Raw genomic sequence first — 20,022 nt, 5'->3', positions numbered from 1 at the left:
AGTGTTCCGTGGTGTTTCGCGGCGTTCCGTGTTGGCGGGGCGGTCCGCCTGAAGGGATGCCCTGGTGCCGCATAGCTTACGCAAGTACGGCGTGGACGTCCTGGCGGTGCCGTCGTTATCATCGTCCAGTCGTAGACAGTGCCATGCGTTGAGCGTGTCGTTGCGTCCGGATGGTGGCGCACACAACGCATTCGTGTCTCCCTCCTGTCGCATCCGCCACATTCCACTGCCCCGCGCCCATGGATTCCGCCCCCGCCCGAAGCAATCCACAGCCCGGCCCGCTCTCAGCCGCGCTGTACCGAGACCGCCTGCACGCCAGCAACTGGTTTGGCGGTCTGGGCAAGCCCTTGCAGGAAATCCTCATCGACATGGCGATCGTGCGCAGGCTGGCCGACGGGGAGGTGCTGTTTCGCCGCGGCGACCCGCCCGACGGGCTGTATTGCGTGGTGGAAGGGGGCATTCGGGTGCGTGCCACCACGGCCGATGGCCGCGAGGCGCTGCTGGCCGTGCTGGAGCCCGTGAACTGGTTTGGCGAGATCGGCGTGTTCGACAACCAGGCGCGCACACACGATGCCCGGGGCGAGGGCGATACGGTGCTGCTGCACATGCCGCAAGCCGCGTTGATGGAGCTGCTTGAACGTGCGCCGCAGCACACGCACGCTTTTGCGTTGCTGCTGACGCACAAGCTGCGCCTCGCTTTTTCCGTGCTTGAAGAAACGGCGCTGTTGCCGGCCTCAGTGCGGGTGGCGCGACGCCTGTTGCTGATGGCCGCCGGCTACGGCGACTTGCGCCTCGGCACCCGCCGCGTGCTGCGCGTGCCGCAGGAGCAGCTTGCCTTGCTGCTCGCGCTGTCACGCCAGACCGTCAATCTCGTGCTCAAGGATTTTCAGGCACGCGGCATTCTCAAGGTCGCCTATGGCGAGATCGAACTGCTCGACCTGCCCGGCCTGCGCGACATCGCCAAGGGGTGAGCGCGCGCAGGCCGCGTCCGCTTACCGCCGCAGCAGACCTGCCAGCCCAATCGAAAAGTCCAGGCCCGCCCCGATCGCGCACTGGAACGTCTGCGGCGCCGACACCGCCTGATATGTCAGCGGCGAAAGAAACGAGACGGTTACCGTGGCCTTGTCGTCGGGCGTCACGCGGTACTGCGCGAGTTCCAGCACAGGCGTGCCGTCGGGGCGCAGCGTCAGATGCTGGTTAGAGAAGCCGATGTTGCTGCCTTCCACCTCCAGGAAGTCGCGCACCGCAAAACCACCGTGCACGACCGGCGCGGGTGCCTTGGCGCCGGCGCCTTGTCCATGCGGACATTGCGACGGCGAGAAGACCGCCGTGACCGGAATGCCCGAGAACAACTCTGTACGCAGGACGTCGTAATGCGACACCGCCACACGCGGCGCCACCTGCGCCTGCGCGAGCTGCGGCGCAGTGGTCAACGCCGTCAAGGCGGCGCACATCAGCGCAGTGCGCAGGGCAGGTTGAAGGGAACGGAATGCGTGATGGGTCGACATGGAGCGTGCTCCGTAGTGAAGGGGAATGTGCAGCGTAGGGTCGCGCATGCGCGTGCGCGACTACGCGGGCGCGTAGACGCGGCAACACGCACGCACTCAGCCGGGCCCCGGCGCCTGATGCGCCGGCACGATGATCAGGTTCTGACCGATATGGATCAGATCGGGATTGGCAAGCTGGTTCAGTCGCGCAACCTCGTCGATCACGACCTGCAATTCCCGATACGTCGGGCCGACCACGATCGTGCCGCGGTCCGCCTCGTTGCGCAGGATGCGCGAGAGTGACTCGCCGGCCAGTACGTCGTGTGTGACGGCGGGCACAAGGTGCGTAACGGGTGCCGGCGGCACGACAGGAGGCGGCGGAAGGACCGGCGTATGGGGCGGTGGCTGTGCCGGGCCGGTTTGTTGGGGCGGCTGATTGGGCTGCACGGGTTGTGCTCCCTGCCCCGAGTTGATCCAGGCTGAAATCAGCGCGGTGGTTTCAGCCAAGGCAGTGAGGCCCGCACTGGCGCGGATCACGCCCGGCATGAAGTTCGGCACCACGGCCTTGAGCGTCGACATCAGGTAGATCACCGAACCGCCCACCGATACGGCCCCGGCGACGCTTGGCGGGTGCGTCATCGCCGAAACGATGGTGCCGGTGGAAGACAACGTGTACGCGCCGTGCACAAGCGAGCGGACGACATCGCTGTTGTTGAAGTCGAAGCCGCGGCGGAAGCTGTAGCGCAGCAGGCCGTGATAGAACGCGTTGAGGGTGCTGCCCGCCATCATGGTGATGGCCAGCGCCGGAGGCACAAAGCCTTCGAGCATCATGCCGCCCCACGCACCAACGCCCACCACGCCGCCTACGGTGGATGCAAGGCGCCCAAGTTGGCCCGACCGCACGCCCGAATGCATGAAGTGCATCTGCGATGCGGGCAGCCCGAGGTAACCGTCCACGAGTTGCAAACAGGTGGACGTGACGCGCGCAATGTGGGTATCGCGCTCCTCCTCGCTGAGTCGGGGCTGCGCACCGGGCTTGGCCCGGTCGCGCAGCATGCCGATCGCAGCCAGCGTTTCTTCCATGACCGCGCGGATGTGGGGCAGGCGCTCCGGCGAGACATCACGTGCCTTGGCATAGCGTTCGATGCCTGCGTAATACGCGATGAGCTTGTTTTCGATCATCGCGGTATCGCCGCGCTGGATGCTCGAGCTGAGGATGGCGCGCCATTGCTGGGCCGTGCGACCGAAGGCCGGCAGCGCGCGCGCCAGTGAGGCCGAATCGCGCAAGTCCACCTTGCCCAGGCTGACGAGCAGGGCAGAGAGGGCGGCACCGCCTGCGCCAGCCGCGACCGCCTTGCCGATCTGCAGCAGCGCCCGCTGGTTGAGCGACCCATAGGCGGACGGCGCATCGGTGCGTTGCAGCAGCTTGGTCGGCGCGCGCATCGGGCCGTAGCCGAGCGCGCGCAGCATGGCGTCGGCATCGTCTTCGGCCACGGGAATCGGTGTCAGGTCGCGGTGCTGCTGGTAGCGTGCCGGGTCAAGTTCGGGGTCGGTCATCAAGCCGTCCCAGTCGGTCAGGACGGCATCGTGAGCAGGTTCTGCCGGGGCCACGTAGCGACGCTGCACACCATCGCCGTACTGATCGAGCCAGCGCTGCGCATGGGCGTCCGCACGCGGGTTGGACTGCACGCCGAGTGCATCGCGATGCGAGCGCGCCCATTGGATCGTGCTGTACTTCGCTTGTTCGACCCGATGGGTTGTGTTCTCTGCGAACAGCGCGCGACGCACCTCTTCGAACTTGACTTGCAGGTTGCGCTCGTCAATGACCTCGCGCACCTGATTCATCAGCGGCTCGTAGAGGATCGACATGTCCTCCTTTGTCAGGCGGTTCAACGGCCGTCCGAGCGCAGCATCGAAGTGGATGCGCTTCCAGTTGTCGTTCTCAAGGATCAACTCGGCCGTGGCCCGTGTCAGCTCCTGCGAGCGCGTGTAGTCCGAGGTGCCGTCGAGCGCAATGTGCACATCGGTCATGTACGGACTGTCGAGCAGCGTGCGAGCGACTTTGAGCGAAGCGATGCCCTCCACCGGATCGAGCACGTTGTCGTTGCCGGTGCCAAACACGTTCACCGTAGGGTGTTTGCCCGGGTTGTCGAGCATCCATGCTTCATAGGCCTTGCCAAACCGCACCATGTTGATGGGGCGATTCGGTCCCGGCACCGGACGTCCGTCGGTGCCAACGCGCATGTTGGCCGGGTCCATCCACAGCGTGACCTGCGCGCCGGTCTTGGCCGAGAAGTCCAACATCTTGTTGACGGAGTCCTGGTTCAACCAGTCCAGCGCGACGACCATCACACCGTCCTTGTTGACCAGGCCGCCGACGTTCTCATCGAACGAGACTTCGCCGTGCTCGCGCATTGCGGCCTGCCACAGGCGGCGCACGTGCGGCAGCGGACGCCCCAGGCCGGCAGCCGACAACATGCTTTCTGCTGCCACCACCCGGATCTCGGTGATCACGCCGATGTTCTTGCACAGCAGCGCTTCGCCGGCAGTCTCGATGTTCGAGGGGGAGATGGTGCGCGCGGCCAGCGTGACCAGATCCTGTTCCTTGTGCGGCAGGTTCAGGTAGGCGCGTACGGCGCGGCGGTCGGCTGTACTGGCTACGCTGAAGTGCTGGGCAAGCTTGCGCGGGAACGGCACGCTGAGCATCTTGCATGCGTTCTCCAGCAGCTTGAGCGCTGTCTGCTCGCGCAGCAGACCCACGGTTGGGTAGTCGCGCATCACGAACAACGATTCCTTGAACGTGCGTCGCATGCGCGCAGGCAACGGAAGATCGCTGTTCTGGCGGGAGCGCTTCGTGACGGCGGCGAGCCCCGGCGCATCGACGTTGCGGATCCCGCGCTCCTTGATCTTGCTGCCCTGCGTGCCTGCGGTCTCGACGATGGCGGCGAGTTCCGGCCGCACCGACGCCTTGTCCGACTCGGCAAGCCCCGCGCCGCGATACGTGCGCTTTCGGCCCAGCTCCTTGAGGCTCTGATCGATGGCCACTTCCGCAGGTGGCCTCTGGCTGACCACGAACAGGGTTTCGGGCGTGTAGGAGGTCTGTGCGCCCAGCGGGCTGTCCGCCATGGGGACCAGCCCGTCGAAGTGGCGCTTGCCGGCATCCAGGGCACGCCAGGACGGCACACCCTTATCGTCGAACACGACTTGCCCGAGCAGCGTATCCGGCCCGTTCTCATTGCGGGCAAATGCGTAGGTGAAATGGCGCGTGCTATCCAGCGCGCCATTGCTGTGCGACATGGCGACCTGGTGGAAGTTTTCACCGGAAACATGCAGCGCGCGGCCGCGCTCCACGCGCGCCGCCGCCGTGCGCATCGGCATGAGGGCGAGCATGCGGCGGGGGCCGGCCATGGCGCCAACGGCGGCGCGGGCGGGCAGGTCCTGCACACCCCGCGTCACACGCTTGAACCGACTGAGCGGCTTGTCCGCTGGCACTGGCTGGGTGGCAGGGCTTTGGCTCGTTCCGCCGGTGGACGAACCCGCCTGCGGTGCGGCCGGATCGCGCCCACTGTCGAGCGCGATGACGTCGGGATCGCCCGGCATTCCGTCGGACGGTGTTTCTCGGGGTGCCTGCGGTGTTCGTGGCTCAGATGACGCCTCGGTGGGCGGTACACAGGGCGTTTCTTCGGAAGGCGGCCACGCACGGCCGTTTGGCTCCAGCGACCACCCAGGCTGACGGGCAGCTGCGAACGCGGGGTCGTCCGGGTGCGCGGGCACGACCCGGCAGTCGGGGTTGTGTATCTGCGAGCGGTCGATTTTGTGTTGGGTCGCGAACACCGGGTTGGGCATTGCCTCGGAGAGCCGCTGACTGAGTTTGAACCCGTTGTCGACCATCAACACGACGGGCACGGCATCTGCGTTCTCGAAACCTTTGGCCCATAGCCGGGCGTTGATCAACTCGGCCAGTTCGGTGCTGGAGAAAATCGATGGCTCGGTCCGCCCATTTTTCTCAACGATGCCGTCGAGCCAGATCGCATTCAGATCGCCATCGAGCAGTTTGCCCTCAACGATCAGCACGTCTTCCGGCAAGGCGTACCGCATGCCGCCGATGGTTTTCGCACCGATATCGGCGGTACGGGGTTTGATCATGCTCGGCAGTGCCGGTGTGTCGCTGCCGTCCTTGGCGGTGTAGAGCACGATGCGCCCTGCGGTGCCGTTTTCGTGCACCGTGCGGACGCGTTCACTGATCGGTTTGCCGGTTTCGGGGTCTCTCACGACGCCGCCGGACAGCGGCGCGCGCTGGCCGTCCAAGCCGAACACGCGCACGTTGTCGCGCTTGAGCAGGAAGGCCAGCCAGCGCGCCACTTCCGGCATGATCGCGCCTCCATGCTGGAGCGCGACGAAGAACCCAGGTGCTTCCATTTCCGGATTCATTTCCATCACGCGGCGCAGCGTGAGCATTGCGCCGTCGGCGCCAACGTTCCGTGTGTGGGTGGCGCCTTCAAAACGGATCTGGTCGAACGGCGTGTCGACCAGCGCGCGCGCAATGTCGAACGGCGTGAGGAGAGCGTTGTCCGCGCTGTTGACGATGGGGCCGTGGCCGTCGAATGCCGCACCGACCATGCCCGCCGGAAAATGCATGTTGTCGTGGAACACGGTGCTGGCATTCACGAGCAACGGCTGGGCGGGCAGGTCGTCCCAGGCGGTGCAGTCGTAGGCCGGCCGCCCGTTGACGAGAACCGCGGGGGTGGCCGGGTCCGGCGCGCCCTTCGTGTGGAGCGTCAGCGTAACCGGGCGCGGTTTGCCCAGCGCCGGCATGGCGGGCACCTCACGCTGGTAGGTGAGGTGAGGATGCGCGACCACCCTGCCAAGCACATCCGCAATCCGCATCCGAAGCACGGAAGACTGGAGGTCCGCATTGAGCAGCGAGAGAATTTGGTTGCAGGCGTCTGCGAACGGCCGTTGGTTGACTGCATCGGCAACGTGCGATGCGGGCGAGCCCACCAGGAGTTCCAGCGGATCACTCCCTGTCCTGTAGGCGCCCGACGGCGTGCCGTGTTGCGCCAGGTCGTTTGCCGCCGCGATCTGGCTGTGCGCCTCGTCGAGCAGCAGCATCATCCTGTCGCCCTCGGGAAAGACAGGCTCATCGCCGTCATACAGCATGCGCAGCCGTTCTTTCGTCTTGGCATAGAGCGCATCGGCATGTGAGATGACGGGCAGTGCCACGATGCCGTGCGTCTGCCCATCGAAATGGGCGTTGATGACTTGCCGGCGCCCGTCTTGTGCACCGCCGGAAAGCTGCAACCAGTCGAGCCCATCCTGACCCTGCACGCGAATACCTGGGCGTGGATCGGCTATCTGCCCGTCGGCGCTGCGTCGCTGGCGTATGCGGTTGGACAGTTCGTTCGACAGATTCACCAGCAGCGGCGGTGCTGTCCCCGAGTGGGTATCGCAGCCGAGCACGACGATGTTGCTCGTCGTCTCCATGCTGAAGTTCGGATCGTTCCACACCCGTTCGGCCAGCGCGACACCGTCCAGCCGCACCTGCAGACCGTGGTCGGTCTGCCGCGTCGGCAAGCCTGCGGGGACGTGCTCGATGGACCCGTAGGCCGATTCCACGTCGAGCCAGATGCCGTGGTGTTCGACCTGGCCGGCAATCACATAGGCCGGCGTGATGCCGCTCTTGCCCGGTGCGGGGCTGCCATACGGAATCGGCACGTCGGTGGGTACACCGCTGAGGTTGGCGCGACGCTGCGGGAAGTGCAGCAGGAACGGCGCGGAGTCTGGAAACTCCGGGTCGATCAGATTGATGTTCGGCGTGTCGTGGCAAGCGGCACGGTAGACGTTCGGCAGGAATGCGAGGCTGCCGTCGTACGGTCGCATGGGGCCATCCGGGTCATAGTTCAGTTCGATCCGGGGCGCCCCCTGGCCCGCGCTGGTAGAAGGGATATAGCCAAGGATCTTGCTGGCGGGCTGCATGCTTGCCACGGGCAGGCCGTCGGCGACGGGCCTGCCGTTCTCTGTACGTCGCCCGGCCACGGGCTCGTCCGGCAGGCGCAGGTTGCCCAGCGGGAGCAGATAGAGATACTCGTCCGGCTCCATGTGCATCAACAAGCCGAAGGCCGTCACGTTGCGATGGATCTGCCGCGCGTCCAGGCCATGCTGCTGCACTTCTTCGGGCGTGGCGCGGGAGACGACCATTCCCATGCCCGCGTGCGGTTCGCCGCCGTACAGATACAGCCGGTTGATCTCCTCGTGCAGGTCGTCGAGGATGGCAACACGCTCCCGAGCCGAAACACGCGGGTCGGCCAGGTCCTTGAAATGCAGCCCCGGCGTGCCATAGCGCCTGGGCCGATTGCTGGGAAGCACCTCCGGTTCGGTATGGGCAGCCTTGTCGTGCGGGTCACCATCGAGCTGGATCACGTTGCCGCTCAAGGCCGCGACGGGTACGGCGGTGTTGGCGAGCACAGCAGCCTCATCGTGCATTGCCGCAAACTGGCCCAGCGTCTGCAACGCGCGTCCGTCCAGCTGTCTGCCGACGAGCGCATCGCGCAGATGATCGAGTGCGTCCGCTCCGAGCTTGGCAACGGCGGGGTGCAGACGTTCTCCAGGCTGGGGCATCCATTGGTGCAATCGATCAAGCAACCCGTCGGCGACGGCCGCCTGCTCGGCGTTCATCGGCGCGTACGTTGTGCCGACCGCGTTGCCGTTGCGCCGCGCGACCTTGCGCAGCATGAGCGCCTCGCCCGGCTGTTCGATCATGCCGGCGGCCAGGAAGCCGAAGGTCTGGCCGATGGCGACAGCACGCTGCTGGTGCGTCATCTGGTTCCATTGCGCGCCGGTCTGGATCATGTTCCAGCCCATGCCGGCCATCGATCCGTATTTGGCGACCTTGAACAGCGGCGTGCGCCCGACGTCTTCGGCGAAGGTGTTGACCTCGTCAGCGAACCCTTTGACGGGGCGTGCGGCCATCCAGCGTTCGAGCGCGCGGGCGTCGTCGGCAGTGCGGCCGATCATGCCGACCCGGCCGATCTTGCCCAGCGTGCCGATGCCGTCGGTGGCGGTCATGAGCAGCGCAAAGCCGGCATCGGCCCAAGCCGCGGCGTTGCCCGGGTGTTCCAGCACGCGCACGGCGGCTTCGCTCGTTTGCATGGCGCCGATGGCGAACATCGTGCCGCGCGCGGCCATCGCCAGCAGCACCATCTCGGGCGCGGCAAAGGGCGCGGCCACCATCGAGACCACGGCCGCGCTGATCATGATCGCCGTCTCGGGCGTCAGCCAAGGTTCGTGGCCGGTCTCGTGCGTGGCCACCAGCGCCATGGCGTTGCCCTGGTCGTCAAAGATCGCCTGTCCGCCCACGAGGTACGACACCTGGCCGATGCCGAAATCGTTGTTGCTGACCCAGTCGCTCCAGCTGTCGTACACGCGGGTCTTGTGGGCCTTGTCGGTGCTCGCGCTGACGTAGCGGTCGTGGCCGTCGCGGCGCACGTCGAGCAGCACCGATTGCTGCGGGTCGTTGCTGCCTTCGGCCAGCACAAAGGTGAGGCCCGTGACGGTGACGGGGCCGGTGTCGCCGCCGCCGGCCTGCCACGCTGCACGGGCGAGGTCGTCGAGCGTGGTGCCGCTGCCCTCCTGGTTGCGATAGACGAGCTGGTTGGGGTCGTAGTAGCGGAACGTGCCGTCATGCACGGCCTGCCAGTCGGCGGCGGTCACGGGCGTGCGCGCGCTGACGCCGGCCTGCTGGCCGACGTAATCGCTGAAATCCGAAAACGTGGCGAAGCTGCGCGGGGCGAGGCCGCTGGCCTTGGCCAGTTGCTGGAATTCGGACGAGAACGACTGGTTGACCTTGGCGGCAGGACTGTCGTCCGACGCGGCTCCGCCCTTGGCATCCTTGAGCGCCATGTTCATCGGATCGACCACGCGGTCGGTCGGCGCAAGGCCGGCGGCCGCTTGCGTCATGGCGCCGGTCTTGTCGCGGTAGCTGTAGCCGTTGAGCGCAGAGAGGAACAGTTTGGGCGGCGCTCCCGCTTCGAGCGCCTTGCTGATGGTGGGCATCAGGTTCATGTCGACGCTGAGCATGCCGGCCTCGGTGCCGCCGTAGTCCGACAGCACGGGCTTGTCGCCGGTCAGGCGCTGCTGGAATGCGTGGACGAGGCGCCCGTAGCCATCCACCAGCGCGTTCTCGCCATTGCCCAAGATAAGCCCGCCGTTGAACAGCCGATTGCCGATGCGCGCGAGGTTCCGGTAGTAATCCACCGCTTTCTGGTCGCGCGGGTGGTTGGCGATCCAGTTCATCATCGGCGAGGGCGGCTTGCCGCCGGGCGGATCGATGACGGCGTAGAGCCGCGCCATCAGGTTGGGCGTGGTGGCCAGGCTGTCGAGCAGGTCTGCCGTGCGCGCGATGCCGTCGGCCGGCGGCAGCGTGGTGGTGAGCCGGGCGGTTTCGTCCACCATGTGCTGCACGCTCGGGTCGTTCTCCACGGCGTTCTGGATGGCGTGGTCGAAATCCACCGGCAGATACGACGACAGCATGTGGCTCATCTGATCCAGCGCCTTGATGCGGTCTTGCGGCTCGCCACGCACGGGGTCGATGACGGTGTTCACCACGTTCTGCCGCATGTGCTGGATGCGGCTGTCGCCGAGGATGGCGTCGCGCACGGTGTTGCCGCCCGGCGCGTTGCCCATGGCGGTCGTGTATTGCTTGAGCGCTTCCAGCCCCTTGTATTCGGGGGCCTCCGCGCCCTGGCCCGGCGGCGTGCTGCGCATGGTGTTGTCTACCAACTCCGTCACGATGGCCGCCTGCAGATAGGTGCCCGACAACTGCGGGACCTGCGCATCGTGATGCTGGTAAAGCTGCTGCACGGCGGCCTGCAGGTCGTTCTGGTAGACGCCGTTCAGGCCGTAACGCAGCAGGTCGTCGCCGGGAATCTGCGGATAGGTGTCCTTGAGTTCCTGGACGACCGCCTTGTTGTACGCCGTGGTGGCGGTGGCCAGCGCCTGGTTGGCGCCCGTCACGTCGCCGTGGCTGTCGGCCGCTCGCTTCTGCCGGATCTGCGCTTGCGTGAGGTCGTTCCAGGCCTGGTCGGTCTGATGTCGATCGGCCTGCAGCGCGGGGGAATCCTGCTGCGCCGGTGTCGCATCCAGCAGCTGGTGGATGGCCGGTGCCGGTGTGTCGGCAAACAGGTGCAGGTTGCTGACCTGCCCGATGGCATCGTCGGTGCGCTGGTTTGCATCGATGTGCGGGTCTTCGGGCTTGAGCTGCTCCTGTGCTGCGGTTGCCGCGGTCTGGAATGCCGTCGGGTCGACGTGCGCGCCGGCCTGCAGCCGCGTAAGGATGGCCGCGTATTGCAGCGGGTCCACGCCCGGCGCCAGCGTGGTGCCATTGCCCGGCAGGTTGCTGAGCATCTTGCCGGTGATCTGCTGGATCTGCGTGGGGTTGATCGGTGCCGCCACCGGCGCCTGGATGGGCTTGTCGGGCGTCTTGCCGGCCAGCTCCTTGAGCAGGATGTTGCGCGTGCCGCCCTCGAACAGGCTTTCCACGCGGCTGTTGAGCTTGCCCGCCTGGCCGTCGCGGCCGATCTGGTCGGCCACCTTGAACATCAGCGTCGGATCGGCACCCTTGTCAACGAGCTGCTTGATGCCAAACGTTTCACCGGCGGTGTCCAGATGATTGCCGGTGTAATCGACCAGCGGGTCGTTCTCCAGCCGATGCGCGAGCGATTGCGCCAGCCGATCGTTCAACTCCTCGCCGCTGGGCGAGTAGCTCGTCTTGCGCGCACCCTGCAGCCGCTGGCTGATGAACATCAGGTCGTTGAGCAGGGCGTCGTGTTTTGCGGCGGGGTCCGAACTGCGGACGGACTGGTTCGTGAGCGTTTCGAGCGGCTGCTGATCGACCAGCATGGCCAGCAACTCCGGCGCATTGGCATCAGGCCGCGTGATGGCCTGCGCGATGTTCTTCAGGTCGTCGGCCGAGCTGCCGCGCGCGTGGTTGGCGATGTCGCGCGTGCGCGTGTCGCCGAGCGTGAAGTTGAGGACGTCCGGCGTGGCATGGTTGACGTCCAGGTCGCCAGCCAGGGAGCGGATGGCGGCCGCGTAGTCCTGCTTCGGCCCATTGACGGCCTTGTTGGCGCGGTCGATGGCGGCATCGGCGCAGGCCGAGGCGAACAGCGTGTCGGCGCTGCCCTTGTCGTGCGCGCTCTGCAGCAGGGCCAGCGCTTCGGCAAACTGCTTGGTGTCTGCGCTGTTGTAGGGGGCGTTGTGCGCCTGGGTGTAGAGCGCGGCCATTTCGGCGCTCACGGCCTGGTTCAGCGCGGTCGGGTTGCCGGCCTGCTTGAGCTTGCCGAGCTGGTCGACCGTGGCCTTGTGCGCGTCTTCGGCCGCCTTTTGCCGTTGCGCGGCGGCGGCCTGCTCCTGCGCGCGGGCATAGGCGGCCTGCGCTTCGCGTTGCGCCTCGAGAACGCTATCCGGGGGTTTGATGCCGTCTGGCCAGTTCGGTCCCATGCACGCCGTTCCTAGATGAACAGTGGGTGCGCTCGGAGCATCTGCAACGCACGCCACACCGGTTCATGCTGGGGCCGCGCCGCATGCCACACAACGCCGACTTTCCGTAAGGGCGCCTGCACTGTTGGCGTAAAGCCGCCCTGGAATACGGTGCCATATGCGTGCCGCGCCGCTTGCGTGCCCACTTGAGCGCGCGATTGAACGGACCCTGCTAGAACGCCAGTTGCTCAAGCGCGGCTTCGATCAGCTGCACGCGGTTGCGCACGCCGAACACGCCCCGCAGGCGTCGCAGGTGGTAGTCGACGTTGTGCACGGGAATGTCGAGCTGGCTGGCGATCTCCTTGTCGCGCATGCCCCTGGCCAGGCATTCCAGCACACGCTTCTGCGTTTGCGAAATGCTCCTGCCCATGCCGAGCAGCATGCGCGACATGCTCGTGTAGTCGGAGATGAACTGGTGGATGCCGAGCGCCAGCACCAGCGCGCGGCCCGTGACCGCATCCGACATCCAGCGCCGGCCCGGCACGCTCGACGTGAGGCTGATCACGGCACGCGTGCCGTGCTGTGCGCCGGGCAGGGCGATGAACACGCCGCTGCTGACGCCGGATTCCAGCGACATCTCGATGAACGCGCGCTTGCGTTCGGCATCCTGCTCGGCGTGGGCGGCGCGACGCAGGTCGTCGGCTTCCCAGATCATGGGCATGCCGCTGCGGGTCACCCATTCACGGCGCGGGTCCACTTCGAAGAAGCGTTCTTCAAAGTAGCGGCGGGCCCACTCTTCGTCGGTGTAGCTCACCAGGCAGGTGCGGGCCGTGGAGCGCGCGTTGATGGCGCGCGCGGTGGCATAGACCATCGAATCGAAGCCCATGTCGAACAGCAGATGGCGCACGAGCATCTTGCGTTCAGCAGCGGTTGTGCAGGAAAGCAGCTCCACCAGAAGGTTGACGGTGCCACGCGGTGCTTCGTCGGGGCGCCAGACGGTCAGCTCTTCTTCGGTAAAGAACCGCACGTGCGACTGGATGGGCGGTTGTTCAGCGGCCAGTTCGAAATCCGGCAGGGCGGAATCGAACCGGAGGGTGGACGTGCGGTCCAGGTCTTGCGTATGCAAGAGGTCCATGCGTGGCTCCGGGATGTTCTGATTGTGCAAACAATCCCCCAACCGATGCCCTTGCGGGCTGCCGTTCCTGATGTGCGATGCGCGGGTCCCGACAACCGATGCTGCTGCGCACTGCCATGGTCTTTTGACCGACCGCCCAGTCCGGGAAAACGCAGTTCTGGTGCGCGTTTTGACGGGGCGGCGACGACAATGCGTACATTGAAGCGTGGCAGCCCATGTGCCGTCCACGTCCGCTTTGGACACAGAACGGACCGCTTCGGTCCGATGTGCTCAGTCAAAGGAAAGGTGCCGCAGATCAGGCGCTGGTCTGGCTTGCGCCGGTGGCCCAGCGCAGCGTCTCGGCCACCTCGCGGAAGAGCGTGCGGTCAATCGCGGCATCGAGCTGAACCTGCTCGTAGAGCTTGCTTGCAAGCCCCGGGTTGCCGTGCGTTTGAATGAGCTGCGCTTCGGCCAGTTTGCGGATGCGCTCGGCCATCTCGCCTTCGCCGCGTGCCACGACTACCGGCAGGGTGCCCTGGCCGCCGTACCACAGCGCAACGGCGTATTGCGGCGAGTACACGACCACCACGGCCAGCCGGATGCGGTCGGGCAGGGCGCTCCACTGCGCCTCGCGGGCAAGCTGCCGGCGCCGGGCGCGCAGGTGCGGGTCGCCTTCGTTCTCGCGGTATTCGCGGCGGATTTCTTCGGTCGTCATGCGCGCTTCCTTCATGTATTGCGCGCGCACCACCATGTAATCGGCCGCGGCCAGGACCAGCAGCATGATGGCCACGCAAGACAGCAGCACCAGCACCACGTGTGCGCCCACGTGCAGGATCTGCGCAGGCGACTGCCGGCCGGCCGAGAGCAGCGCATCGATGGCGCCGGCACCCACCACAAAGAGGATGCCAAGCAGACACAGCACCTTCAGCACCATCAGCCCGAGCCCCGCCAGATTGCGCATCGAAAACATGCGCGTCAGGCCATTGGCCGGGTTGAGCCGCGAAAGGTCGGGCGTGATCTTGGCCGGGCTCATCAGCGCGCCAACCTGCGCGAACGCGGTCAAGGCGGCGATCACCCCGCTGAGCGCGATGATGCCGACGGCAAGGCCTGCGGCATGGATGGCCAGATCGGCCACCAGCGGGCCGATGAGCTTGGCGGGCTCCGGCGCTGCCAGCACGCGGCCGAGGGCGGCGAGGCCGGCGCGGATGCTGTCCATCCACAAGGCGGGCGTGAGCGACAGCGCGCCCACCATGCATGTGAAGACGAGCGCGGACACCACTTCCTGGCTGCGCACGACTTCGCCGCGTTTGCGGCGGTCTTCCAGGCGCTTGCGTGTGGGCTGATGCGGCTTGTCGCTCATGGCCCGGCCGCCGGAAAGCCGAGCAGCTGCAACAGGCCGCGCATGCCGCTGTCGGTGTCGATGAACTGGCGCAGGGCGTCATACAGGAACTGCAGGAACAGCACCATCATCAGCATCGCCAGACCGCTCTTGATCGGCTGCGAGAACATGAAGATGTTCAACTGGGGCACCGACCGACTGATCGCGCTCAGGCCGATCTCCACCACGAGCAACAGCAGCACGATGGGCGCGGCCAGCTTGATCGTCCACGTCATGATCGAGTCGGCTTCTCGGATGGCGAACTGATCCAGCGCCACATGCACATCGGGCAGCAGCGCCTGCACCGGCCACACGCGGTACGACTCGAACAGCGCACCCAGCACCACGTGCAAGCCGCCACCCGTCAGGAACAGTGTGATGGCGAGAAAGCCCAGGAAGCTGGCGGTCGGGCCGCTCTCCTGCCCGGAGAGCGGATCGAAGAACGTGGCGTTACCCGTGCCGGTCTGGAAGTCGATCAGGTAACCAACGTTCTGCACGGCCCACAGCATGGCCGACGCGCCCATGGCAAGCAGCAGGCCAAGCGCCGCTTCCTTGATCAACAGCAGCATCCAGATGACTGGTGTCTGCTCGCCCAGCACGCTCAGCGGCACCAGCGGCGAAATGAACATCGCCACCACGGCAATCAGGCCGTTGCGCACCAGGCCCGTGAGCATGCGTTCGCCAAACACGGGCAGCACGAAGAACATCGGCAACAGGCGCGGCAGCACCAGCGTGACGCTGTGTCCCGTTTCCATCCAGCCACTGAAGGACGGGGTCATGTCGCGGGCGGCTCCTCGGCATCGGCAAGGCTGAGCGCGCGTGCGTAAGCCAGGGCGTTGTGGTCGTCGAGCTGGTCTTCGGCGCGCAGCTCGGCGCGGGCGGCGCTCCGGGCGCTGGCGCGCTCGGCCAGGTGCTGGATGCGGCTGCGTGCGGCTTCTGCGCGGCCGAAGGCGGTGCGCGCTTCCAGCAACTGTGTCTGGCCGCTTTGCAGCGATTGGCGCTGTTCCCGCAGCGTCGTCTGCACATTGGCCACGATATGCCGCAGCCGGGCTTGCTCGTAATGCGCGATTGCCAGCGTGTCCACCGTCAACGCCTCGCCCTGGGGCGCCGCATCGAGCAGCCTTGCGCGCTGCTGGCGGAAGTCGGTCTGCGTGCGGATCGATTGCAGCGACGCATTGACGGTCGCTTCCGCATCGCGCACAACGTGTGCGGCCTGAAGCGTGCGCGCCAGTGCCTTGCGGCGGCGGATGTCACGCACGCGGCGCAGGGTGGCCAGTGTCGTGTCCATAGCGTTCTACCAATTGGCGGGCTTCGGCCAGCACGTCTTCAAAGCGCACGCGCTCGTCGGTGCGCTGGGCGAAGAACTTGCGCATCGCATCGCGGGCGGCAACGGCGCGGTCGACGTCCGGATCGCTGCCGGCCTTGTACTCGCCAATCTGCAGCAGCAATTCGATTTCCTGATAGCGCGCGAGCCAGCGTCTAAGCTGGCCGGCAGTCTCCATATGCTCGCTATCGACCACGTTGGGCATAACGCGGCTGATGCTCGTCAGCAGGTCGATCGGCGGATATTGCCCCTCGGTGGCCAGCTTGCGCGTGAGCACGATGTGGCCGTCCACGATGGAGCGCACTTCCTCGGCAATCGGATCGGACTCTTCCTCGCCTTCCACCAGCACGGTGTAAAACGCCGTGATGGAACCCTTGGCGCCGGGGCCTGCGCGCTCCAGCAAGCGCGGCAGCATGGCAAACGTCGATGGCGGAAAGCTGCGCCGCGCGGGGGGCTCGCCGCTGGCAAGGCCGACCTCGCGTTGCGCACGGGCAAAACGCGTGAGCGAATCCATGAGCAGCAGCACGCTTTGCCCCTGGTCGCGGAAGTACTCGGCGATGGCGGTGGCGACAAATGCAGACTTGACGCGCTCCATGGCGGGGCGGTCGGAGGTGGACACCACCAGCACCGTGCGCGCGCGCGCCTGTTTGGGCAGATGGTGCTCGATGAACTCGCGCACCTCGCGTCCGCGTTCGCCAATCAGGGCGACCACGTTCACATCGGCACTGGCGCCGCGCGCGATCATGCCGAGCAGCGTACTTTTGCCCACACCGGCAGGCGCCAGGATGCCCACGCGCTGCCCCACGCCCACGGTGAGCAGCGCGTCGATGGCGCGTACGCCCGTGGCGAGCGGCTTGTCCACCAGCTGACGATCGAGCGGGTTGGGTGGCGTACCGTACGCGCTGGCACGCGTCACGGCCGCGACGGGCCCCGCGCGGTCCAGCGGCTGGCCGAAACCGTCGAGCACGCGGCCGAGCAGCGCCGGGCCGACCGGGAAACTGTGATCGCGCCCCGTGGGGATGACGGCGGTGGCAGCCGAGAGGCCGCTGGTTTCGCCCAGCGGTGTGAGCAAGGTGCCCGAGCGCGAAAAGCCCACCACCTCGGCCAGCGTGTCCGGCGTGCCGGGCGTGCGCAGTTGGCAAATTTCGCCCAGCCGCGCTTGCAGGCCGGAGGCGCTGAGCAGCAGCCCGACGGCGCGCGTGACGCGGCCTTGCGTCTGGATCGGTGCAAAGCGATCAAGTGCCTGCGAGAGTTCGGCCTCCAGCGCTTGGGCATCAAATACTCCACCCAAGGCGTCACCCCATGCGCGGCTCCAGTCGGGCAGCGCGCTCTGCGGATCAGGCGAGGTCATTGGCCGTCTCCGGTCAGCGCCTTACGCAGCGCGGCGAGCTGGCTGTCGACACCCGCATCGATGGTGCCCGACGGGGTCTGCACGGAGCAGTCGCCGTAGCGCAGCGCGGGGTCGCCCGTCACGCGAATGGTGCGTCGCTCCAGATGGTCGCCTGGCAGCGCCGCAAGCACCTCTTGCATCATGTGCACACGCCCGGGATGCACGCGGATGTGGAGATACGTCTCGTCCTGCAGATACTGGGCGATGCGCTTGGCGGCGCTCAGCATGATGGCGCGCGGGTCGGCGTCGGCCACGATTTCGGAGACGGCGCGTACCACCAGTTCGGCCATCTTGCCGCGTGTGGCCTGCAGCATGGCCGCTGCCTGCAGCACGGTCGCGTAGGTGGATTGCGCGGCCTCGGTACGCCCAGCCTGGAAACCATCGTCATAGCCGAGCTGGCGCTGTTCGGCGTATTGCCGCTTGGCTTCGGTTTCGTGGCGTTTGCGGTCGGCCTGCGCGGCGCCAAGCAGCGCCTCGGCGTCGAGCAGCGCGGTGTATTCGCGCTCCTTGAGCACCTTGCGCTCACTGAGGATTTGCAGGTGTTCGCTGCTGATCAGAAAAGCCAGTCCCATGCCGGTAGCTGTTCAGGAATGAAGCAAAGGAAAACGAGGTCGGCCACCTGCTGCCACTGTTGCGCGTTCAGCGTGTAAGGCGCGCGCTCGAACGCTGCGCGCGCGAACGTCAGTGCCAGGCGCTGGCCGTGCTCGGGTGCCGCACGCATCGTCAGGTCGATCAGCAGGCGGGCGCCGCGCTCCTGCAAGACATCGATCACCTGTCGCGGTGTGTTGGCATACGGCGACAGGCTTTCCGCCACCGCATCGAAGGCGGCCGCATGCTGCAGGGCCGACTCCATCAGCGGCCTGCCCAGCGCCAGGTGAAGCACGCGCGTCAGGCGCTTGCCTGCCATGTCTTCAATCCAAGCGCGGTGCAGGACGATGCCGCAGGCGGTGGACAGTTGCGCCAGCGCCTGACGCGGCAGCAGGCACAGCCGTGCCTCGCGCGAATCCACATCGGCGATGAAGCCATCCAGCGCGGGCTCGTGCCGGCGCAATTCCTGCATCAGCACGCGCCGGCCCTGCGGGCCGAAGCGATCCCAGTTGCGAAAGCGCGCCGGCCATTCGGCGGGCAGCCAGCTGGGGTGCAGCGCCCGGTCAAAGTGCAGGTTCCACGCGCACAGCAGACGCGCCAGGCGGGCGCTGTCGGGCGTGAGCATGCCGGCGGTGGTCATTGTTGTGGTCAGCCGGCCTGGTCGCCGTCATTGGCAAACTGCCCCGCACGACGTCCGCCCAGGCCACGCGCCCCGGGCCAGCGGGGCTCCCAGCCGCGGCGCAATGCCGTGGCCAGCGCCGCCAACACGCCCAGCACGATCAGCACGCCCACCAGCCAGACGAGCGGATTGCGCGCATTGATCAGCAGATACGGCGACGTGGCTGCGCGCGAGCGGCGTTCGTTGGCGCCCAGATCGGTACCTTGCAGCACGAGCGAGACGTTGTCGTAATTCAGCCCCTCGATGCTGTGCGCGACGAGGTCTTTGACCATCGGCGTCATGGCGCGCAGGTTCACGCCGTCGCGGTACTTGATGTAGACCGCCGCGGAGGAAGGCCGCACCTTGTCGGACAGCGGATCGTTCTCGGGAATCACCACGTGCACACGTGCGGTGACCACACCATCCATGGCCTGCAGCGTGCGCGAAAGCTCTTCCGACATGCCGTAGAGATAGCGCACGCGCTCCTCTGCCGGGGTCGCGACCAGACCCTGCTTGCGGAAGATCTCGCCCAGGCGTGCCAGCGGTTCGCGCGGCAGGCCTTGTGCACGCAGCACGTCCAGCGCCTGCCCCATGTCGGAGTCGTCGACCAGCACCTGCCAGCCGTGCTCGTCCACGGCTTCCTTGCGCGCGCCGATGCCGGCGTTGCTCAGGGCGGACAGCACTTCGTTGGCCTGCGGCTCGCCGAGGTTGGAGACGAGCTCCTTGTCGCAGCTGCAGAGGAGAAGGGCGGCGGCGCATGCCAGCCCAAAGCGCAGCCAGCGGGCCGAGCCGGTAGGGATTGCCATCATCATTGACTGGAGTTGTGCAGCAGCGATTTCAGGGTGCCGTTGGCGGCGTTGGCGAGGCCGTAGTTCATCTGCAGGTCGGCGGTGGTGGATGCGATCAGCAGGCTGGCCTCGGTATTCGCAGCGCTCATCTGCATGATGTCGCCGCTTTGCGAGGCGCGATGCACCTGCGTGATCTTGTCTTCCAGATCGGCATAGCGGTTTGCCACGTCCTTGCCGTAGCGCCGCAGCTCGACCATCACGCCGGAGCTAGATGCGGGCGCGCTGGCGTGGGTGGAAGCGTTCGACATGGCAGCGTTGGCCATCATGGCGTCGAACTGCTGCACGTCGGCCGCCTGGTGGGGCGCGGTGTGTGCGGCGGCCTGCGCAGTGGGGGCGGAGGCGTTGAGGCTCGGTGCGATCGCTGCGGCCGCGATTTCAGTCGACATGGTGTGTTCTCCTGACGAGGGAAGGGATGGCCCCCGGGGAAAGGGAGGATGTCCCGAAACAAAGGGAGGACGCAGCAGTGCCATCCTCCCTTTGTGTGTTACTGGGGACGCGAGCCCTCGGACGCCAGCTGCTTGAGGTTTTCCGCGTTGTGCTCCTGCGTGGTGCACAGCATGGTGGTCAACTGTCCGTCGCTGCTCACCTTGGCGAGCTGCATCTGGATCTTGTTGTTCTCCTGCATTTGGTTGATGGTGTCCTGGCTCGAAGCCGCCGGGTTGTTGGTGGTGTTGCCGATGTTCACATCGAAAGCCATGGTTTTCTCCAGGTCGGTCTAGGGGGAAATGCGCCTCGTAAGAGGCAACGGTTGCTCGCCAT

General features: G+C 66.5%; 13 protein-coding genes. 1 reads left to right on the top strand and 12 read right to left on the bottom strand.

Going from position 1 to position 20,022, the window contains the following annotated elements:
- The first annotated feature begins 239 nt into the window (after window positions 1-239).
- Entirely contained in the window at window positions 240-971 is a 732-nt protein-coding gene (locus tag R2669_RS02920; RefSeq protein WP_147217347.1) for a Crp/Fnr family transcriptional regulator, read from the top strand.
- Between the two features lie 21 nt (window positions 972-992).
- On the opposite strand, the gene R2669_RS02915 is transcribed toward R2669_RS02920, so the two are convergent.
- The 12 genes from R2669_RS02915 to R2669_RS02860 form a co-directional block, all read right to left on the bottom strand.
- Window positions 993-1,508, bottom strand: a complete 516-nt coding sequence (locus R2669_RS02915) for a VirK family protein (RefSeq protein WP_316891415.1) — start codon at window positions 1,506-1,508, stop codon at window positions 993-995.
- A 96-nt stretch (window positions 1,509-1,604) separates the two neighbouring features.
- Entirely contained in the window at window positions 1,605-11,984 is a 10,380-nt protein-coding gene (locus R2669_RS02910; protein ID WP_316898457.1) for a LysM peptidoglycan-binding domain-containing protein, read from the bottom strand.
- Between the two features lie 211 nt (window positions 11,985-12,195).
- A complete protein-coding gene (locus R2669_RS02905) occupies window positions 12,196-13,098 on the bottom strand; it encodes a helix-turn-helix transcriptional regulator (protein WP_316898455.1) in 903 nt (300 codons plus the stop codon).
- Between the two features lie 295 nt (window positions 13,099-13,393).
- Entirely contained in the window at window positions 13,394-14,437 is a 1,044-nt protein-coding gene (locus tag R2669_RS02900; RefSeq protein ID WP_316898453.1) for an EscU/YscU/HrcU family type III secretion system export apparatus switch protein, read from the bottom strand.
- Window positions 14,434-15,234: a type III secretion system export apparatus subunit SctT gene (gene sctT / locus R2669_RS02895; protein WP_147217336.1), complete on the bottom strand. Its 801-nt coding sequence runs from the start codon at window positions 15,232-15,234 to the stop codon at window positions 14,434-14,436. Before sctT ends, R2669_RS02900 begins: the two co-directional genes overlap by 4 nt.
- A complete protein-coding gene (locus R2669_RS02890) occupies window positions 15,231-15,743 on the bottom strand; it encodes a hypothetical protein (protein WP_316898452.1) in 513 nt (170 codons plus the stop codon). Before R2669_RS02890 ends, sctT begins: the two co-directional genes overlap by 4 nt.
- A complete protein-coding gene (gene sctN / locus R2669_RS02885) occupies window positions 15,706-17,130 on the bottom strand; it encodes a type III secretion system ATPase SctN (RefSeq protein WP_316898450.1) in 1,425 nt (474 codons plus the stop codon). The genes R2669_RS02890 and sctN overlap by 38 nt, the downstream gene beginning before the upstream one ends.
- Window positions 17,127-17,741 (bottom strand): type III secretion system stator protein SctL, encoded by a 615-nt coding sequence (sctL, locus tag R2669_RS02880; protein ID WP_027679292.1) that lies wholly within the window; start codon window positions 17,739-17,741, stop codon window positions 17,127-17,129. Before sctL ends, sctN begins: the two co-directional genes overlap by 4 nt.
- A complete protein-coding gene (locus R2669_RS02875; RefSeq protein ID WP_316898448.1) occupies window positions 17,723-18,397 on the bottom strand; it encodes a bcscK in 675 nt (224 codons plus the stop codon). The genes sctL and R2669_RS02875 overlap by 19 nt, the downstream gene beginning before the upstream one ends.
- A gap of 8 nt (window positions 18,398-18,405) precedes the next feature.
- On the bottom strand, window positions 18,406-19,224 hold the full coding sequence (gene sctJ, locus R2669_RS02870; protein ID WP_430708754.1) for a type III secretion system inner membrane ring lipoprotein SctJ: 819 nt from the start codon (window positions 19,222-19,224) through the stop codon (window positions 18,406-18,408).
- The gene (locus R2669_RS02865) at window positions 19,224-19,649 is read right to left on the bottom strand and encodes a hypothetical protein (protein WP_316898446.1); all 426 of its coding nucleotides are present in this window, start codon (window positions 19,647-19,649) and stop codon (window positions 19,224-19,226) included. The genes sctJ and R2669_RS02865 overlap by 1 nt, the downstream gene beginning before the upstream one ends.
- Window positions 19,650-19,747: 98 nt before the next feature.
- Window positions 19,748-19,960 (bottom strand): hypothetical protein, encoded by a 213-nt coding sequence (locus R2669_RS02860; RefSeq protein WP_252694440.1) that lies wholly within the window; start codon window positions 19,958-19,960, stop codon window positions 19,748-19,750.
- Between the last annotated feature and the right edge of the window lie 62 nt (window positions 19,961-20,022).

The sequence above is a fragment of the Ralstonia edaphi genome (genome assembly GCF_958350185.1).
GTDB lineage: Bacteria > Pseudomonadota > Gammaproteobacteria > Burkholderiales > Burkholderiaceae > Ralstonia > Ralstonia edaphi.
This window is presented reverse-complemented; position numbering and strand designations above follow the sequence as displayed.